A 15,284-nucleotide genomic window follows, 5' to 3' on the forward strand; every position below is an offset into this window, starting at 1 on the left:
AACGCTCGACGCCGGCCGGATCAGCGCCGCGGTACCGCCGCCATCGCCGCTGCCCCTCGTCCGACCAGGCGTTCGAGCGGGCCCCGTCCGACGAACATCGACCAGAGCGTCGTCAGAAGCAGCAGTCCGAGCGCGGTGGCCGCCCAGAAGGCGTTGCTCGAGAAGAACCCTCCGGGCCCGGCCACCAGCACGACGGAGAGGACGTGAGCGCTGTATGCCGTCAGAGGCATGGAGCCGAGCGCGCCGAGTGGCAGCAGCACCCAGCGAAGCGGCCTGCTCAGCAGCAGACACAGCGCGATGACCACGAGCGCGAAGCCGCCCGATCCGAGGATCTCCGCGGTGCCGCCGCTGTGCGGTTCGACTGCGAAGACCGCGGTGAGCACGGCACGGAGGGGATCTGCCTCCGTCAGCGCCTGCGGATATCCCTCCCACCCGGACGGCGGGGCGACGACGCTGCCGGAACTGCCGTCGGAGAACGAGCCGCCGTCGGAGAACGAGCCGCCGTCGGAGAACGAGCCGCCGTCGGCGAAGGAGCTGCTGCTGAAGCCCCCGGTGAGTCCCGCGGCCTGGCCGATCCCGCCCACGCCGTAGCCGATCACCGCGAGCACGAACCCGATCCCGAGCGCGACCGCCGCCGTGCGCAGCCGCTCGACGTGCAGGCGACCGAACGCCATGCCGGCGAGCACCAGGGCCATCCAGACCGTGATCGGATACGTGCCGTAGAGCACGAACCCGATACCGGAACCGTAGGGGTTCAGCATCACGGCGTTCAGGAAGGCGAGCAGTGACGGGCCCAGCAGGGCGAGCACCGCACTGGCGCTCAACAGCTGCCAGGGCCGCCAGCGCAGGAAGGGGATGACCGCGACATAGAGCAGACCGTAGAGCGTGAGGATCACCGCGATCGGGGTGTTCAGCATCTCCAGTGCCAGCCCGATCACGAAGATCACCGCACCGCGACCGATCAACTGCAGGCGGATGCTCGGAATCCGCTCACGGTCGGGACCGGCGCTGCGTCCGGTCATCAGGGCGATCGAGATACCGGCGAGCACCGCGAACAGGATCGAGGAGCGCCCGTGCACCAGGTCGGTCCACGTCGAGGGGTCGAGCCAGTCGAACGCCTCTGTCTCCCCGATGTGTGCTCCGGCCATGCCGAGGATCGCCAATCCTCTGGCGACGTCGAGTCCGAGGATGCGCGGCGGCCGCCCGAACTCTCGGAACCACTGGACGGGAGCGAGAGGGGTGATCACCCCATGATCGTAGGGGGCGATTCCCGGCATACGATGGAGGGCTATGTCTTCCCCCGTGATCTCCTATCCCCCCGAGCTGCCGGTCAGTGCGGCCAGGGCCGAGATCGCCGACGCCATCCGCGACCATCAGGTCGTGATCGTCGCGGGTGCGACCGGATCGGGCAAGACCACGCAGCTGCCGAAGATCGCGCTCGAACTCGGGCGGGAGCGCATCGCGCACACCCAGCCCCGACGTCTCGCCGCCCGCACGATCGCGGAGCGCGTCGCCGAGGAGCTCCAGGTCGAGCTCGGCACCTTCGTCGGCTACAAGGTGCGCTTCACCGACAAGGTGTCCGACGCCACCCGCATCGCCCTGATGACCGACGGCATCCTGCTCAACGAGATCCACCGCGACCGTCTGCTCACGCGCTATGACACGATCATCATCGACGAGGCGCACGAGCGCTCTCTCAACGTCGACTTCCTGCTCGGCTATCTGGCCCGCATCCTCCCGGAGCGCCCCGACCTGAAGGTGATCATCACCTCGGCGACGATCGATCCGGAGAGCTTCGCGAAGCACTTCGCCGCACCCTCGGAGACAGGCGGCGACGGCACCCCGGCACCGATCATCGAGGTCTCCGGCCGCACCTATCCGGTGGAGATCCGGTACCGCGGGCCGGTCGAGGATGCGGACGACGACAGCTCGCCTACGGAGCCGGAGGACGAGGTGTCGGCGATCGTCTCCGCCCTGCGGGAACTCGACCGTGAACCGCCGGGCGACGTGCTCGTCTTCCTCCCCGGGGAAGCCGAGATCCGCGACGCCGCCGATGCTGTGCGCGGCGCCTATGCGAACGACCGCTCCCCCACCGAGGTGCTGCCGTTGTTCGGGCGGCTCTCCGCCGCCGACCAGCATCGGGTGTTCGAACGCAGCAGGGTGGCCGGCGTGCGCCGTCGAGTGGTCCTCGCCACCAACGTGGCCGAGACGAGCCTCACGGTACCCGGCATCAAGTACGTGATCGACACCGGCACGGCGCGCATCTCCCGCTACAGCAACCGCTCCAAGGTGCAGCGGCTGCCGATCGAGCCCGTCTCCCAGGCCTCGGCCAACCAGCGTTCCGGTCGTGCCGGCCGCACCAGCGACGGCATCGCGATCCGCCTGTACTCGGAGGACGACTACGACAGGCGGCCGGAGTACACCGAGCCCGAGATCCTGCGCACCTCGCTGGCCTCGGTCATCCTGCAGATGCTGTCGCTGGGATTCGGCGACATCACGGCGTTCCCGTTCCTCACCCCGCCCGACTCCCGGGGAGTGAAGGCCGCGTTCGATCTGCTCACCGAACTCGGCGCGGTCGAGCCGTCCCGCCGCGACGGATCCCCGCATTTGACCCGCATCGGCCGCGAGATCTCTCGCATGCCGATCGACCCGCGGTTCGCGCGCATGCTGATCGAGGCGGGGCGGGCGGGATCGAGCGGCACCGTGACACGCGACGTGCTCGCGATCGTCTCGGGCATGACGATCCAGGACGTGCGGGAGCGGCCGGAAGAACGTCGGGAGGAGGCCGACCGCCTGCACGCGCGGTTCGTCGACCCGACCAGCGACTTCCTGACCCTGCTGAACCTCTGGAACCACCTGCGTGAGCAGCAGCGCGAGCTCGGTTCGAGCGCGTTCCGTCGGCTCTGCCGCTCCGAGCACCTGAATTACGTGCGGGTGCGCGAGTGGTTCGACGTGCACCGTCAGCTGCGCACCCTCGTGAAGACGAGCGACCGCGGCGGGGAAGGCGGGGGCGCCAGCGACCCCGATGCGATCCACCGCGCCCTGCTCTCCGGCCTGCTCTCGCAGATCGGCATCCTCGACGAGCGCACTGCCCCCGCCGGCAAGGGCCACTCCCCTGCGAAGGAGCAGAAGGGGCGGCGCATCGCGGAGTACCGCGGAGCCCGAGGGATCCGCTTCTCGATCTTCCCCGGCTCCGGGCTGCGCAAGAAGAGCCCGCGCGCGGTGATCGCCGCCGAGATCGTCGAGACCTCCCGCACGTTCGCACGCACGGTCGCCGCGATCGATCCGGCCTGGGCCGAGCCCCTCGCCGGCGATCTGGCCAAGCGCCAGGTGACCGAGCCGCACTGGTCGAAGGACGCGGGTGCCGCTGTCGCGTTCGAGAAGGTGACCCTCTTCGGGCTCGAGATCATCCCGCGCAGGCGCGTGCAGTTCGCGCGTATCGACAGGGCCGCCTCACGCGAGCTGTTCGTGCGGCATGCGCTCGTCGAGGGCGAGTGGGATCCGACGCGGATCGACAAGCGGGTGAGCGCGTTCTGGCGCAGCAACGCCGAGCTGCGCAAGCGTCTCGAGAAGCTGGAGGAGCGTGAGCGCCGCCGCGACATCCTCGCGGGCGACGAGGCCGTGTTCCGTTTCTACGATGAACGCATCCCCGCGGAGGTGTTCGATGTGCGCTCGTTCGAGAGCTGGTGGCGCGAGGCCATGGCGGCCACGCCGAAGCTGCTCGTGATGCGCGAGAGCGACCTGATCGACGACGAGGAGCGCGCGGATCAGCGCGAGTTCCCGACCCGGTGGACTCAGGGCGATCAGGTGCTCGGTCTCGCGTACCGATTCGAGCCGGGCGCCGACGACGACGGTGTGAGCGTCGTCGTGCCCCTGCCCCTGCTCGCGCAGATCGAGGATCGCGGTTTCGACTGGCAGGTTCCCGGCCTGCGCGCCGAGCTGGTGACCGGTCTGCTGCGCGCTCTCCCCAAGGCCATCCGTCGCCACGTGGTGCCTGCAGCCGACTGGGCGGAGAAGTTCGGTGCCGAGCTCATCGACGAGGGGCCGGAGTCGCACGGCGGCCTGCCCCCGCGCACGCTCAAGGAAGCCCTCGCCCGTCGTATCCAGCCGCTCGCCAATCAGCTGGTCTCCGCCGCCGACTTCGACGACGAGCGAGTGCCCCCGCATCTGCGCATGAACTTCCGCGCCGTGGACGAACGCGGCAGGGTGGTCGGCTCCGGACGCGATCTGCGTGCCCTGCAGACGCAACTCTCCGACCGCGCTCGCAGCAGCGTCGCCCGCTCGATCGCCGCCCCTCCCCGCTCCGGCGCCCCCGGCGCGAAACGCGGCACCCCGGGCGAGGGCGTCGAACGCATCGCCGCCGCGTCGCTCGAGCAGACCGGTCTCACGGCCTGGACCTTCGGGGAGCTGCCGGAGGTGCTCGACACCCGCGTCGCCGGAGGGGTGGTCCGCGGCTACCCGGCCGTCGTCGATCAGGGCAAGACCGTGTCGGTGCGCGTCGAATCCACCCCCGACGCGGCGGCAGCGGCGACGCGCGACGGCGTGCTGCGGCTCGTGCTGCTGGGCGTCCCCTCCCCGTCCTCGTACGTGCAGGAGCATCTGACGAGCCAGGAGAAGCTGGCGCTCGCCGCCTCGCCCTATCCATCCGCGGCAGCGCTCATCGAGGATTGCCGCGCCGCCGTGGCTCGGAAGGTCATCCAGGAGGTCGTCCCGGACGGGATCGTCCGCGACGAGGCCGGCTTCGCCCGTGTGCGGGACGCGGTCTCCGCCGTGCTCGTCGACGAGCTGTTCGCGTGCGTGTCGCTGGTCGCGCGCATCCTCACCAAGTCCCGAGACGTCGAACGCGGCATCAAATCGCAGAACTCGCTCGCCCTGCTCGGACCGCTCAACGACATCCGCACCCAGCTGAGCGGCCTGCTGCACCCGGGATTCGTCTCCGCCGCTGGAGCCGATCGCCTCGCGCACTTCCCCCGCTACCTGGAGGGGATGCTCGACCGGCTGAAGACCCTCGCGAGCGAGCCGGGCAAGGACCGCACGCGTATGACCGAGTACGAGCGGATGGCGAAGGCGTTCGAAGACGCGGGCGGCACCATCCCCCTCACCCCCGACGCGACGCCCGCGCTCGTCGAGGTGCGCTGGCTGCTCGAGGAGTATCGGGTGAGCGTGTTCGCACAGCGTCTGGGCACCGCGCAGCCGGTGTCGCCGCAGCGCATCATGAAGGTCCTCTCCGGCCGCTGACCCGAGACCGAGGCCCGTGTACCCCGGGTAGCCTGAACGCATGGCTCGCGCGATCGTCTACACCGAAATCGGCTCCCCCGCTGTCCTCCACCTGATCGAGATCCCGGATCCGGTCGCCGCACGCGGTGAGGTCGTCGTGCGGATCGAGGCGGCGGGAGCGAACCCGATCGACGCCAAGCTGCGCGGCGGCAAGCGCCCCTCCCCACCGATCACCGAGCCGCGTCCTGTCGGCTTCGACGGCGCAGGCGTCGTCGAGGTGCTGGGCGAAGGGGTCGACGATCTCGCCGTCGGCGACCGGGTGGCCATCCGCGACGGGAACGGCACCTACGCCTCGGCGCTCGCCATCGCGACCGAGAAGCTCGCGAAGCTCCCCGACTCGGTCACGACGGCCGAGGGCGCCGCGATCGGTATCCCCGCGGGAACCGCCTACCAGTCGCTGCGCTCGCTGGGAGTGACCGAGGGCGACGTGCTGCTCGTGCACGGCGGTTCCGGATCCGTCGGCCAGGCTGCCGTGCAGTTCGCCGTCGCCTGGGGTGCCACCGTGATCGCGACCGGGAGCCCCGCCCGCCACGACCAGCTGCGCGAGCTCGGGGCGATCCCCGTGGCCTACGGCGACGGCCTGCTCGACCGGGTGCGAGCCGCCGCTCCGTCTCCCGTGACCGTGGTGCTCGACTGCGCCGGCACCGATGAGGCGATCGAGACCTCGCTGGCGCTCGTCGCCGACCGTGAGCGCATCGCGACGATCGTACGAGGGCCGGATGCGGCGTCCTTCGGCATCAGGGCGTTCTCCGGCGGCTCGCCCGTCCCGCTGACCACGCAGGAGCTCGCCTGGCGCGCCGAGGCCCTGCCCGAGACGATCGCCCTCCTGGACGCCGGCGACTTCACGATCGAGCTCGGACCTCAACTCCCGCTCGCCGAGGCGGCGCAGGCCCATGAGCTCATGGAATCCGGCGCCGCCTCGGGCAAGATCATCCTGCTTCCGTAGCGCAGGGCAGGGTCAGGCCGGAGCGACCGGCCGACCGATCGACAGCATCAGGCGGTTCGCCCAGTTGAAGAACGCCGCGCCGTGGATGACGTCAGCGACCTCCAGGTCGTCGAGCCCTGCCGCCCGCAGCCGGGCGATCTCGTGCTCCCCGAATGCGCTCGGAGTGTCGGTGAGCGCGACCGACGCGGCCACGATCGCGTTCCAGCGCTCGCCGAGATCGGCGTCGACCCCCTCGTCCAGCAGCAGGTCGACATCCTCGACCCGCTTGCTGTGGTGCGCAGCGAAGCGGGAATGCACCGAGGCGCAGAACACGCAGCCGTTGCGCCGTGATGCTGCGGTCGCCGCCAGCTCGCGGTCTGCGCGCGGCAGACCCTCGGCGACGTTGTAGAAGATGTCCTTGTCGACGAGCGTCCGCGCCTTGAGCACCTCGGGATCGCGGGCCAGCAGCCGGAAATAGTCGTTCTTCGCCCGCGCGGCATCGACGAGCCCGTCGTAATGCCGTGGCGTCAGCTCCTCCTCCGCGAGGGGCTCGAGGTGCGGGACCCAGCCCACTTCCCCGCGGGTGAAGGCGTGCGGGTGCGGGGCGTCGTCGTGCCGGAGCACGCTCTGCGCGGCGGTCATGCGGCCTCCTCCTCGGAGATCTCGGTCTGGGCGGTGAGTCCTGCAGCGGCGAGCGCGCGGAGTCCGGTGACGACCCGCTGCTGGAAGGCGAGGAACGACACCAGCTGGGACAGCGTGACGATCCCCTCGGTCGACCACCCGGCATCGAGCAGTCGTCCGAGATCGGCGCCGGACGCTTCACGGGGCCGGAACACGAGCAGATGCGTGTGCGCGAGGGCCGCGGCGAGGCGCTCGCCGATGACAGCGGTCACGGCACCATCGGGCTCATACCGTTCGCCCTCCGTGTTCTCGGGCTGCAGGCCGAGTTCGGTGTAGGAGCCGAACGGGCCGCTCGTCGATGCCCCGGCTCCCTCGGCGAGCACCGCTCCCGCCCGCTCAGGATCGGCCTCGCGGGCGCGGGCGGCGTAGAACACGGCTGTCTCGTCGTCGCCTCCGGCGAGCCCGGTGGCGAAGGCCGCGACGAGTTCGCGCTCTGCCTGCGACACGTGTGCGACCGTCACCGGCCGGAAGAGGGCGTCGAAGCTCGCCTGCAGCTGTTCTCTGGTGACCGGACGGCGGCGGCGCAGCTCGTCCAGCTCCGGCGTCACCCCCACGATCCGGTCGACGGTGTCATCGGTCAGGACGGTGTCATCGGTCAGGACGGTGTCATCGGCCAGAACGGTGTCATCGGTCAGGACGGTGTCATCAGCCAGGACGGTGTCATCGGTCATGCGTTCTCCTTGATTGTCTCGGTGGTCGTGGTCTCGGTGAGGGCGTAGCCGAGGGCCGGAGCGACCTCGTCGGCGAACAGCGCGATCGAGCGCAGCACGTGTTCGTGCGGTGCGTCGACCGAGTGCACCTGGAAGGCCACCTCTGTCGCGCGGGCGAGTGTGGCATCGGCGGCGAGCGATTCGGCCACCTGCTCTGGCGTGCCCAGATGCGTGTCGAGGGCGGAGATCAGCTCGTCGATGTCGTCACCGGGGATGGTCTGGCCCTGCCGACGGAACCCCTCCGCGGCCCGGCGCAGCCCGACCTCGGCGAACCGCAGGGCTTCGGCGCGGTCATCCGCGACGAACACGGTCCGCGAGGCTGTGATCCGCGGAGCCGCCCCTGTCGGCAGCGCCTCGAGGTACGCGTCGATGATCGGATCCTGCAGCTCGGACAAAGGGGCGTGCAGGCGATCGGTCCTGCGCGGCTGAGTGCGAGAGAGCAGCAGCCCGTGCCCGTGGATGCCGGCGCGGTGACCGCCGGGAGCGGAGAAGGTGGCCTGCCACACACGGTCGGCGAGGTCTCCGGCGTCCGGGTAGAGCGTGTTGCCCGCACCGACGTCGCGCCCGGCGAGGCCGTCGAGGAGCGTACGCAGCTTGCGGTCGTAGGTCGCCGCCTTGTCGCGCACATCCTCCCCGAACGGCTCGAACGACGACGGAGTGCCGCCGCTGCCGAGGCCCAGATCCACTCGCCCCCCGGAGAGCAGATCTGCGACCACGGCATCCTCGGCCACCCGCACAGGGTCCTCCAGCGGCAGGGTGATCACGCCGGTCCCCAGTCGGATGCCACTCGTCACGGCGGCCGCGTGCGCGAGGAACACCAGCGGCGACGGCAGACCACCCTCGGCCGCGTGGAAGTGATGCTGTGCGACCCAGGCTCTCCCGATCCCGTGGCGCTCCGCCTGCTGGATCTGCGCGGTGGCGAGCGCATACCTCTCGGTGGGCGAGGCGTCGTCGAGCAGACGTGTGAAGAAGGCGACGGTGGGCCCGGTCGAGGTGGTGGGTGCGGTGGTCATACGACGATCTCCGTTCGTCCGGGGACCGCTGCCAGCAGCTCCCTTGTGTACTCGTGCTGCGGGTCGCGGAAGAGGTCTTCCGTCTGCCCCTCCTCCACGATCCGGCCGCGGCGCATCACCGAGACCGTGTGGCTGATCCTGCGCACCACCGCGAGGTCGTGCGAGATGAACAGGTAGGTGAGGCCGAGCTCGGCCTGCAGCGAGGTGAGCAGTTCGAGGATGCGCGCCTGCACGGTCACGTCCAGGGCCGACACCGCCTCGTCCAGCACCACCACCTCGGGGTCGATCGCGAGAGCTCTGGCGATCGCGACGCGCTGACGCTGCCCGCCCGAGAGCTCGCGCGGGGTGCGCCGCGTGACGTCGGACGGGAGCGCGACCCGGTCGAGGAGAGCGAGCGCGCGTTCCCTGCGCTCGGCGCGGGAGCCGACATGGAAGTTCTGCAAAGGCTCCGCCACGATGTCGACGATCTGCTGGCGGGGATCAAGCGAGGCGAACGGGTTCTGGTAGACGAGCTGCACCCGGCGGCGCAGCGCTCGCAGCTGCTCGCGTTTCGCGTGGGTCACGTCTTCTCCGGCGACCTCGATGGTCCCGGCGTCCGGCTGATGGAAGCGCGTGATCAGGCGCGCCGTCGTGGTCTTCCCCGAGCCCGACTCGCCGACGAGTGCGTGGGTGGTGCCACGGCGGACCCGGAACGAGACGTCGTCGACGGCGCGGAACCGCTCCCGGCCGGCGACGCGGAACTCCTTCACGAGCCCGTCGGCGACGATCGCGTACGGATTCTCCGCCGCGACGGCTGCGGCATCCCGCAGGAACGGCGGGGCATCCGGGCGGCGGAAGCCGGTCGTGAACGCGGGAGCATCGGCGAGCAGCTGACGCGTGTACGGGTCGGACGGGGCAGCGAGCACCTCCTCGCTCCGCCCCTGCTCCACGATCCGACCGTCCCTGAGCACGACGAGTCGCTCCGCACGATCGGCGGCGACGCCCAGGTCGTGGGCCACGAGCAGGATGCTGGTGCCCTCCTCGCGCTGCAGCTCGTCGAGCAGATCGAGCACCTTGCGCTGCACCGTGGCATCGAGGGCGCTGGTCGGCTCATCGGCGATCAGCAGGCGGGGTCGCAGGGCGATCGCCGTCGCGATCAGTACACGCTGCCGCATGCCTCCGGAGAGCTCGTGCGGATACTGACGCGCCCGCAGGTCCGGGTCGTCGATGCCGACACGGTCGAGCAGCTCGATGGCGCGTGCGCGACGGCTGCGCCGATCCCGATGCCCGTGCAGACGCAGGATCTCCTCGACCTGCTTCCCGATCGGGCGCACCGGGTCGAGCGAGGTCGTGGGGTCCTGCGGCACGAGGCCGATCTCCGCACCGCGGATGCCGCGCAGCGCGCGATCGGACCACCCGGAGATGTCGAGGTCGCCCAGGACGACCGTCCCGCTGTCGACCCTGCCCCCTGCGGGGAGGAGTCCGAGGAGCGCATGCGCGGTCGTGGACTTGCCCGACCCCGACTCCCCGACGAGGGCGAGGGTCTCCCCCTCGCCGATCTCGAAGGAGACACCGTGCACGACTTCACGGCCCCCGTAGGAGATGCGAAGATCCGATGCGGTCAGAACGCTCATCGCGTCCCCCTTCCGATGCGGTGGCTGATGCGGTTGGCGCTGAGCACCACCGCGACGACGATGAGACCCGGCAGTGCCGTGAGCCACCAGGCGGTGCCCACGTAATTGCGGCCCTCGGCGATCAGCAGCCCCCATTCCGGGGTGGGTGGCGGAGCGCCGTAGCCGAGGAACCCGAGCGTCGAGATCGCGAGGATCGCCGTACCGAACTGCAGCGCGGCGAGCGCGACGATGGGGGTGAGGGAGTTGGGCAGCACGTGCCGACGCAGCACAGCCAAGAAGGTGGCACCGCTGCCGAAGGCGGCTTCCACGTACTCGGTGCGCCGCACGCGGGCGACCTCGGCGCGCATCAGACGCGCGAACGCCGCGACGCTGCCGAGTCCCACGGCGAGGGCGGCATTGACCGTGCCGAATCCGAGCAGGATGATCACCGAGAGGGACAGGAGCAACCCGGGGATCGCGAGCAGCACGTCGACGATGCGCATCAGCACGTCGTCCACCACCCCGCCCACGGCTCCGGCTATCGCGCCGAGCACCGTACCGAGGGCGAGTCCCACCGTGACGGCGATCAGCGCGCCCGAGAGCGAATGCACGGCTCCGTGGACGACACGGCCGAACAGATCACGGCCGAGGGTGTCGGTGCCGAACCAATGCGCGGCACTCGGCGGCAGCAGCTTGTCGGCCGGCACGCCGGTGAGCGGGTCGCCGGGCGCGAACACGCCGGGGATCACGGCCCACAGCACCGCGACGGCGACCACGGCGAACGCGAGATACAGCCCCCAGGCACGGCCTCGAAGACGGCCAGGGCGGCGAGGGTTCCGCGCAGGCTCGGGGACGGTCGGGGTCGGCTCGGAGTCCGGCTCGACGCTCGTCGCGGCGATCACGGGAGCGGTCATGCGGGCACCTCCTGCGGTGCGGGGCGGGCGGCGACGGACGCCGTGGAGCGTGCGACCGCGCGCTGGCGCGGGTCGATGAGCGGCGTGACGAGGTCGACGGCGAAGCTGATGACGACGAAGCCGAGCGCCGAGAGCAGCACCACGCCCTGCAGCACCGGGATGTCCTGGTTCGCGACGGCCTGTTCGGTGAGACGGCCGATGCCGGTGCGGCCGAACACCGTCTCGGTGACGACCGCTCCCCCGACGAGTTCCCCGAACAGCACGCCGGCGATCGTCAGGGTCGGCACGGCGGCGTTGCGGGCGACGGAGCGCGTGAGCACCCACAGCGGCGGGGCGCCCTTCGCCCGGACCACCGTGACGAACGGCTGCGCCTGCACCTGATCGATCGCGCGGACCAGCACCTGAGCCAGCGGAGCCGAGATCGGCACGGCGAGGGTCAGCACGGGCAGGATGAGTCCGCTCACCGGGTCGGCCCCGACGATCGGAACCCAGCCGAGCCCGAACGAGAACACCTGGATGAGCAGGATGCCCAGCCAGAAGACCGGCACCGCCACGAAGAGGCCGGGCACCTGGCGAAGCCCGTCACGCAGCCAGGCGAACGGCGCGAGCGAGGAGAGTCCGGCGATCAGCACGGCCAGGAGCAGAGCGACGAGGAGTCCGAGGGATGCGAGCAGCAGCGTCGCGGGCAGCGCCTCGGCGAGCATCGTCAGCACGGGTGTGCCGAACTGCGTGGAGTAGCCGAAGTCCCCGGCGAGGAACCCGAGCCCCGCGTGCACGTACTGCTCCCACCAGGGCAGATCCGTGCCGTAGGTGGCGCGGATGCTGTCGAGCTGGTCCGGTGACAGCCCGAGACTGGGGTCGGAGAACTTGATCAGGATCGCATCGCCCGGCAGCAGCTGCAGCAGGAAGAAGGTGGCCGTGAAGGCCGCGACCAGAACGATCGCGGCCTGCCCGGCTCGTCGGAGGACGAAACTCATCGGAGGACCATGCCGATCAGTGCTCGGCGAGCCAGACGCCGGAGAACGTCGGGCGTCCCACCGACTCGAAGGCGACGCCGTGCACGTAGGTCGCGGTGCCGTACACCTGCGGCTCCTCGAAGAGCGGGATCACGTAGGCCTGCTCGGCGATGTAATCCTGCACGGCCTGGGATGCGGCGACACGCTTGTCGGCGTCGGGCTCGGACGCCACGGCGAGCAGCAGCTCGTCGAGCTTCGCGTCCTTCGAGATCAGCACGTCGCGGTTCTTCGTGAAGTACTGGCTCTTGATCACGTCCAGATCCGCGCGTCCCACCATCGAGTGGTAGAAGCCGGTCTTGAGCGGATCACGCGTGTCCTCGGCGTAGCTGCCGGCGTCACCGGGCTTGACCGAGAGCTCGACTCCGACCTTTGCCAGCTGCTGCGCCACGAGCTCCAGCGTCTGCTTCGACAGCGGCTGCGGCTTGGCCTCGTACACCGTGATCGAGAGGCGCTCCCCGTCCTTCTCGCGGATGCCGTCGGCGCCGGGCTCCCATCCGGCCTCGTCGAGCAGCTTCGCCGCCTTCTTCGGGTCGTAGGCGTAGTGCTTCGACTCGTCCTTGTAGCCGAGGGCCTGGGAGGAGAGCACCGACGTCGCGACCGGGTAGTTCTCGGTGAACAGCGTGTCGACGACCTCCTGCGCGTTCACCGCGGCGATGATCGCCTGCCGCACGCGGATGTCGGTGAGCAGCGGGTTCTCAGGACGCAGCGCGATCGAGTTGTTGACGCCGCGGGTCTGCGGCGCGTAGAGGGTGAAGCCTGCTGCCTCGACACGGTCCTCGTCGAACGCCTGCACGTAGCGCACGTAGTCGGCCTGTCCCGCGAGCAGCGAACCGATCCGCACCGAGTCCTCCGGCGTGATCAGCACATGCACCGCGTCGAGGTACGGGCGGCCGTCGTTGTCGACGCTGTCGGGCCCCCAGTCGTAGTCGTCGCGCGCGGTGAGCGTGTACTCGGTGCCGAGCTTCTCCCCCGTGACCGTGAACGGACCGGATCCGATGATCTCGGCGGCGTTGCCCGCGCCGAAGTCCTCGATCGTGCCGTCGAGCGTCTCCGGCGACAGCAGACCCGAGTTGATGGTCGAGGTCGCCTGCAGGAACCCGGGGGACGGTGCGGAGAAGTGGAACGTGACCGTGTCGTCGTCGACGACCTCGCTGCTGGCGTAGTTGTTGATCGCCTCGGAGACGGTGAGGCCGCGCTCCGCATCGCCCAGGCCGTAGGTGTCGAAGTTCTTCTTCACTGCCGCGGCGTCGAGCACCGTGCCGTCCGAGAACGTCACCTCGGGGTTCAGGTTGAACGTGTACTCGGTCGCGTCGTCGTTCACGGTCCAGTCGGAGGCGATCCACGGCTCGATCTCGAGGGTGTCCGGGTTCTGCCACGTCAGCCGGGCTGCGATGTTGTTCACGATGCCGCCGTTGGGGTAGAAGCCGGCCTGCGGCGGGTACAGGTTCGTGTACGCCTGGTGCTCGAGGTACGTGAGCGTTCCCCCGGTGACGGCGTCGCCGCCCTCGGCGGGAGAGTTCGCGGGAGCGGGCGTCGATGCACAGGCGGCGAGGCTTCCTGCGAGGACGAGCGGCAGCGCGATGGCGGCGGCGCGGATGAGGCGACGATTCATGGGTGGGTCTCCAGGTTTCGGGGGTGATGCTTCGGGTGCTGTGCGGTGCGGTGCGGTGCTGTGTGGTGAGGTGCTGTGCGGTGAGGTGACTTCACGGTAGGAATCGGGGGCGGCAGGGCGCGACCCTGGCGACGCCGGTCGTCATGCGTCGACATACGACGTAATGCGCAGGCGGTCGCGAAGCGTCACCCCTGCCCCCTCCTCTGCGCTTCGCAGCAGCCCGCGACGGCGCAGCTCCGGCGCCGCGATCCGCGTGAACGCCTCGAACTGCGCCGGTTGGAAAGCCGACAGCACGTTGAACCCGTCCGCCCCTCCTTCCTCCCGCCAGGTCTCGAAGTGATCGGCGATGGTGCCGGCGTCGCCGACGACGAAGGCGGCCGGCACCGCATGCGCGGCGACGAGGTGCCGCCAGGTGAGGGGATCGGCGGTCGCTCCTCCTCCCGCGACCCGCAGCCCGGCGATGTGGGCGAGTCGTTCGATCAGTGCGGCGCCGCGCTCCCCCAGCCGGAGTGCTTCCGCGGCAGTCACCGGCGCATCGAAGGCGGCGGAACGCAGCGGGTCGTCGACCGGAACGTCGAACGAGTCGGCGAGCGCGGCGATGCTGCGGTTCGGCGGGAAAGCCGTCCGCGCCGCCTGGTGCCCCTCGGCGAGCGGCACCAGGGCGAGCAGCCGCTCCACGATGCGACGCGCATCGGCATCCGTGTCCGCGACGACCGGGAGCACCGGCGCGATCACCTTCAGCGCATCGGGCGAGCGTCCGGACTCGGCGGCGATGTCCCGCAGCAGCCGTCGTGTGGCGATGGCGTCCGTCAGCGTCGGTGCGGCGGTCAGCGCGAGGTCGGCCTCGGTCGCCGCGAGCGCCCTCGACCGCGGCGATGTGCCGGCATGCACGATCGGGATCCGGCCCTGCGGAGGTCGGGCGACGTTGAGCGGCCCGGCGACCCGCACCTGAGCCCCCTGCAGAGCGGCGGCGCGGAGTCCTTCCGGATCGATCAGCACGCCGCGTTCGGCATCGGCGATCCAGGCGTCCTCGCTCCACGAGTCCCACAACCGGCGCAGGGCGTCGACGAACTCCTCTGCCCGGTCGTAGCGGGTCTCGTTGTCGGCGTGCGCCTCCCGACCGTGGTTGCCGGCGGCGCGCGGCTCCGCCCCCGTGACGAGGTTGATGCCGGCACGACCACGGGTGAGCACGTCGAGCGAGGCGAGCGACCGTGCGGTCGTGTACGGGTCGGCGTAGGTCGTGTTCACCGTGGCGATCAGGCCGATCCGCGAGGTCACTCCCGCGAGGAAGAGCACGGCGCTCACGGGGTCGATGCGCGCCAGCAGATACGGATCGCGGAACTCCAGGTCCGGCCCCGTGGCGAGCCAGTCGCCGAAGAACAGGTAGTCGAGCCCCGCATCCTCTCCCTCCCGCGCGATGTGGCGCAGGATGTCGGCGTCATTCGCAGGGTCGCGGTGCGCCCCTGGCTGCCGCCAACCCGAGGGATACGCGCCGAGGGTGCGCACCATGGCGCCGATGATGAGGGGTTCGGTCATGCCCGTCA

Annotated in this window: 11 protein-coding genes; 2 read left to right on the forward strand and 9 right to left on the reverse strand. The window is 70.5% G+C overall.

The window, feature by feature from the left end:
- Nucleotides 1-20 precede the first annotated feature (20 nt).
- A complete protein-coding gene (locus AB4070_RS06235) occupies nt 21-1,247 on the reverse strand; it encodes a heparan-alpha-glucosaminide N-acetyltransferase domain-containing protein (protein WP_441979349.1) in 1,227 nt (408 codons plus the stop codon).
- 43 nt (nt 1,248-1,290) lie between these two features.
- Here AB4070_RS06235 and hrpA point away from each other — a divergent pair, with 43 nt between their 5' ends.
- Both hrpA and AB4070_RS06245 read left to right on the forward strand, forming a co-directional pair.
- Nucleotides 1,291-5,238, forward strand: coding sequence for an ATP-dependent RNA helicase HrpA (gene hrpA, locus AB4070_RS06240; RefSeq protein ID WP_441979350.1), 3,948 nt, complete (start codon nt 1,291-1,293; stop codon nt 5,236-5,238).
- A gap of 40 nt (nt 5,239-5,278) precedes the next feature.
- Nucleotides 5,279-6,223 carry a quinone oxidoreductase family protein gene (locus AB4070_RS06245; RefSeq protein ID WP_441979351.1) on the forward strand — a complete coding sequence of 315 codons (945 nt, stop codon included), beginning with the start codon at nt 5,279-5,281 and terminating at the stop codon, nt 6,221-6,223.
- Between the two features lie 12 nt (nt 6,224-6,235).
- Here AB4070_RS06245 and AB4070_RS06250 read toward each other — a convergent pair whose 3' ends face one another.
- The 8 genes from AB4070_RS06250 to AB4070_RS06285 all read right to left on the reverse strand — a co-directional run bounded on the left by AB4070_RS06250 (nt 6,236) and on the right by AB4070_RS06285 (nt 15,276).
- Nucleotides 6,236-6,844: an alkylhydroperoxidase domain protein gene (locus AB4070_RS06250; protein ID WP_441979352.1), complete on the reverse strand. Its 609-nt coding sequence runs from the start codon at nt 6,842-6,844 to the stop codon at nt 6,236-6,238.
- Nucleotides 6,841-7,554, reverse strand: a complete 714-nt coding sequence (locus AB4070_RS06255; protein ID WP_441979353.1) for a CMD domain protein — start codon at nt 7,552-7,554, stop codon at nt 6,841-6,843. The genes AB4070_RS06250 and AB4070_RS06255 overlap by 4 nt, the downstream gene beginning before the upstream one ends.
- A complete protein-coding gene (locus AB4070_RS06260; protein WP_441979354.1) occupies nt 7,551-8,606 on the reverse strand; it encodes a putative FMN-dependent luciferase-like monooxygenase in 1,056 nt (351 codons plus the stop codon). The genes AB4070_RS06255 and AB4070_RS06260 overlap by 4 nt, the downstream gene beginning before the upstream one ends.
- Complete coding sequence (locus AB4070_RS06265) at nt 8,603-10,219, reverse strand: dipeptide ABC transporter ATP-binding protein (protein WP_441979355.1); 1,617 nt, start codon at nt 10,217-10,219, stop codon at nt 8,603-8,605. The genes AB4070_RS06260 and AB4070_RS06265 overlap by 4 nt, the downstream gene beginning before the upstream one ends.
- Nucleotides 10,216-11,112: an ABC transporter permease gene (locus AB4070_RS06270; protein WP_441979356.1), complete on the reverse strand. Its 897-nt coding sequence runs from the start codon at nt 11,110-11,112 to the stop codon at nt 10,216-10,218. Before AB4070_RS06270 ends, AB4070_RS06265 begins: the two co-directional genes overlap by 4 nt.
- Nucleotides 11,109-12,089, reverse strand: coding sequence for an ABC transporter permease (locus AB4070_RS06275; protein ID WP_441979357.1), 981 nt, complete (start codon nt 12,087-12,089; stop codon nt 11,109-11,111). Before AB4070_RS06275 ends, AB4070_RS06270 begins: the two co-directional genes overlap by 4 nt.
- 16 nt (nt 12,090-12,105) lie before the next feature.
- The gene (locus AB4070_RS06280; RefSeq protein ID WP_441979358.1) at nt 12,106-13,740 is read right to left on the reverse strand and encodes a TIGR04028 family ABC transporter substrate-binding protein; all 1,635 of its coding nucleotides are present in this window, start codon (nt 13,738-13,740) and stop codon (nt 12,106-12,108) included.
- A gap of 141 nt (nt 13,741-13,881) precedes the next feature.
- Complete coding sequence (locus AB4070_RS06285; protein WP_441979359.1) at nt 13,882-15,276, reverse strand: NtaA/DmoA family FMN-dependent monooxygenase; 1,395 nt, start codon at nt 15,274-15,276, stop codon at nt 13,882-13,884.
- Between the last annotated feature and the right edge of the window lie 8 nt (nt 15,277-15,284).

It is taken from the genome of Microbacterium sp. 2RAF4, assembly GCF_052115285.1.
Taxonomy (GTDB): domain Bacteria; phylum Actinomycetota; class Actinomycetes; order Actinomycetales; family Microbacteriaceae; genus Microbacterium; species Microbacterium oxydans.

Bases quoted from the DNA above. Each gene is read 5' to 3' on its own strand.
- AB4070_RS06255 (WP_441979353.1), bottom strand. From the start codon at position 7,554: ATGACCGATGACACCGTCCTGGCTGATGACACCGTCCTGACCGATGAC.
- AB4070_RS06265 (WP_441979355.1), bottom strand. From the start codon at position 10,219: ATGAGCGTTCTGACCGCATCGGATCTTCGCATCTCCTACGGGGGCCGT.
- AB4070_RS06250 (WP_441979352.1), bottom strand. From the start codon at position 6,844: ATGACCGCCGCGCAGAGCGTGCTCCGGCACGACGACGCCCCGCACCCG.
- hrpA (WP_441979350.1), top strand. From the start codon at position 1,291: ATGTCTTCCCCCGTGATCTCCTATCCCCCCGAGCTGCCGGTCAGTGCG.
- AB4070_RS06245 (WP_441979351.1), top strand. From the start codon at position 5,279: ATGGCTCGCGCGATCGTCTACACCGAAATCGGCTCCCCCGCTGTCCTC.
- AB4070_RS06270 (WP_441979356.1), bottom strand. From the start codon at position 11,112: ATGACCGCTCCCGTGATCGCCGCGACGAGCGTCGAGCCGGACTCCGAG.
- AB4070_RS06285 (WP_441979359.1), bottom strand. From the start codon at position 15,276: ATGACCGAACCCCTCATCATCGGCGCCATGGTGCGCACCCTCGGCGCG.
- AB4070_RS06280 (WP_441979358.1), bottom strand. From the start codon at position 13,740: ATGAATCGTCGCCTCATCCGCGCCGCCGCCATCGCGCTGCCGCTCGTC.
- AB4070_RS06260 (WP_441979354.1), bottom strand. From the start codon at position 8,606: ATGACCACCGCACCCACCACCTCGACCGGGCCCACCGTCGCCTTCTTC.
- AB4070_RS06275 (WP_441979357.1), bottom strand. From the start codon at position 12,089: ATGAGTTTCGTCCTCCGACGAGCCGGGCAGGCCGCGATCGTTCTGGTC.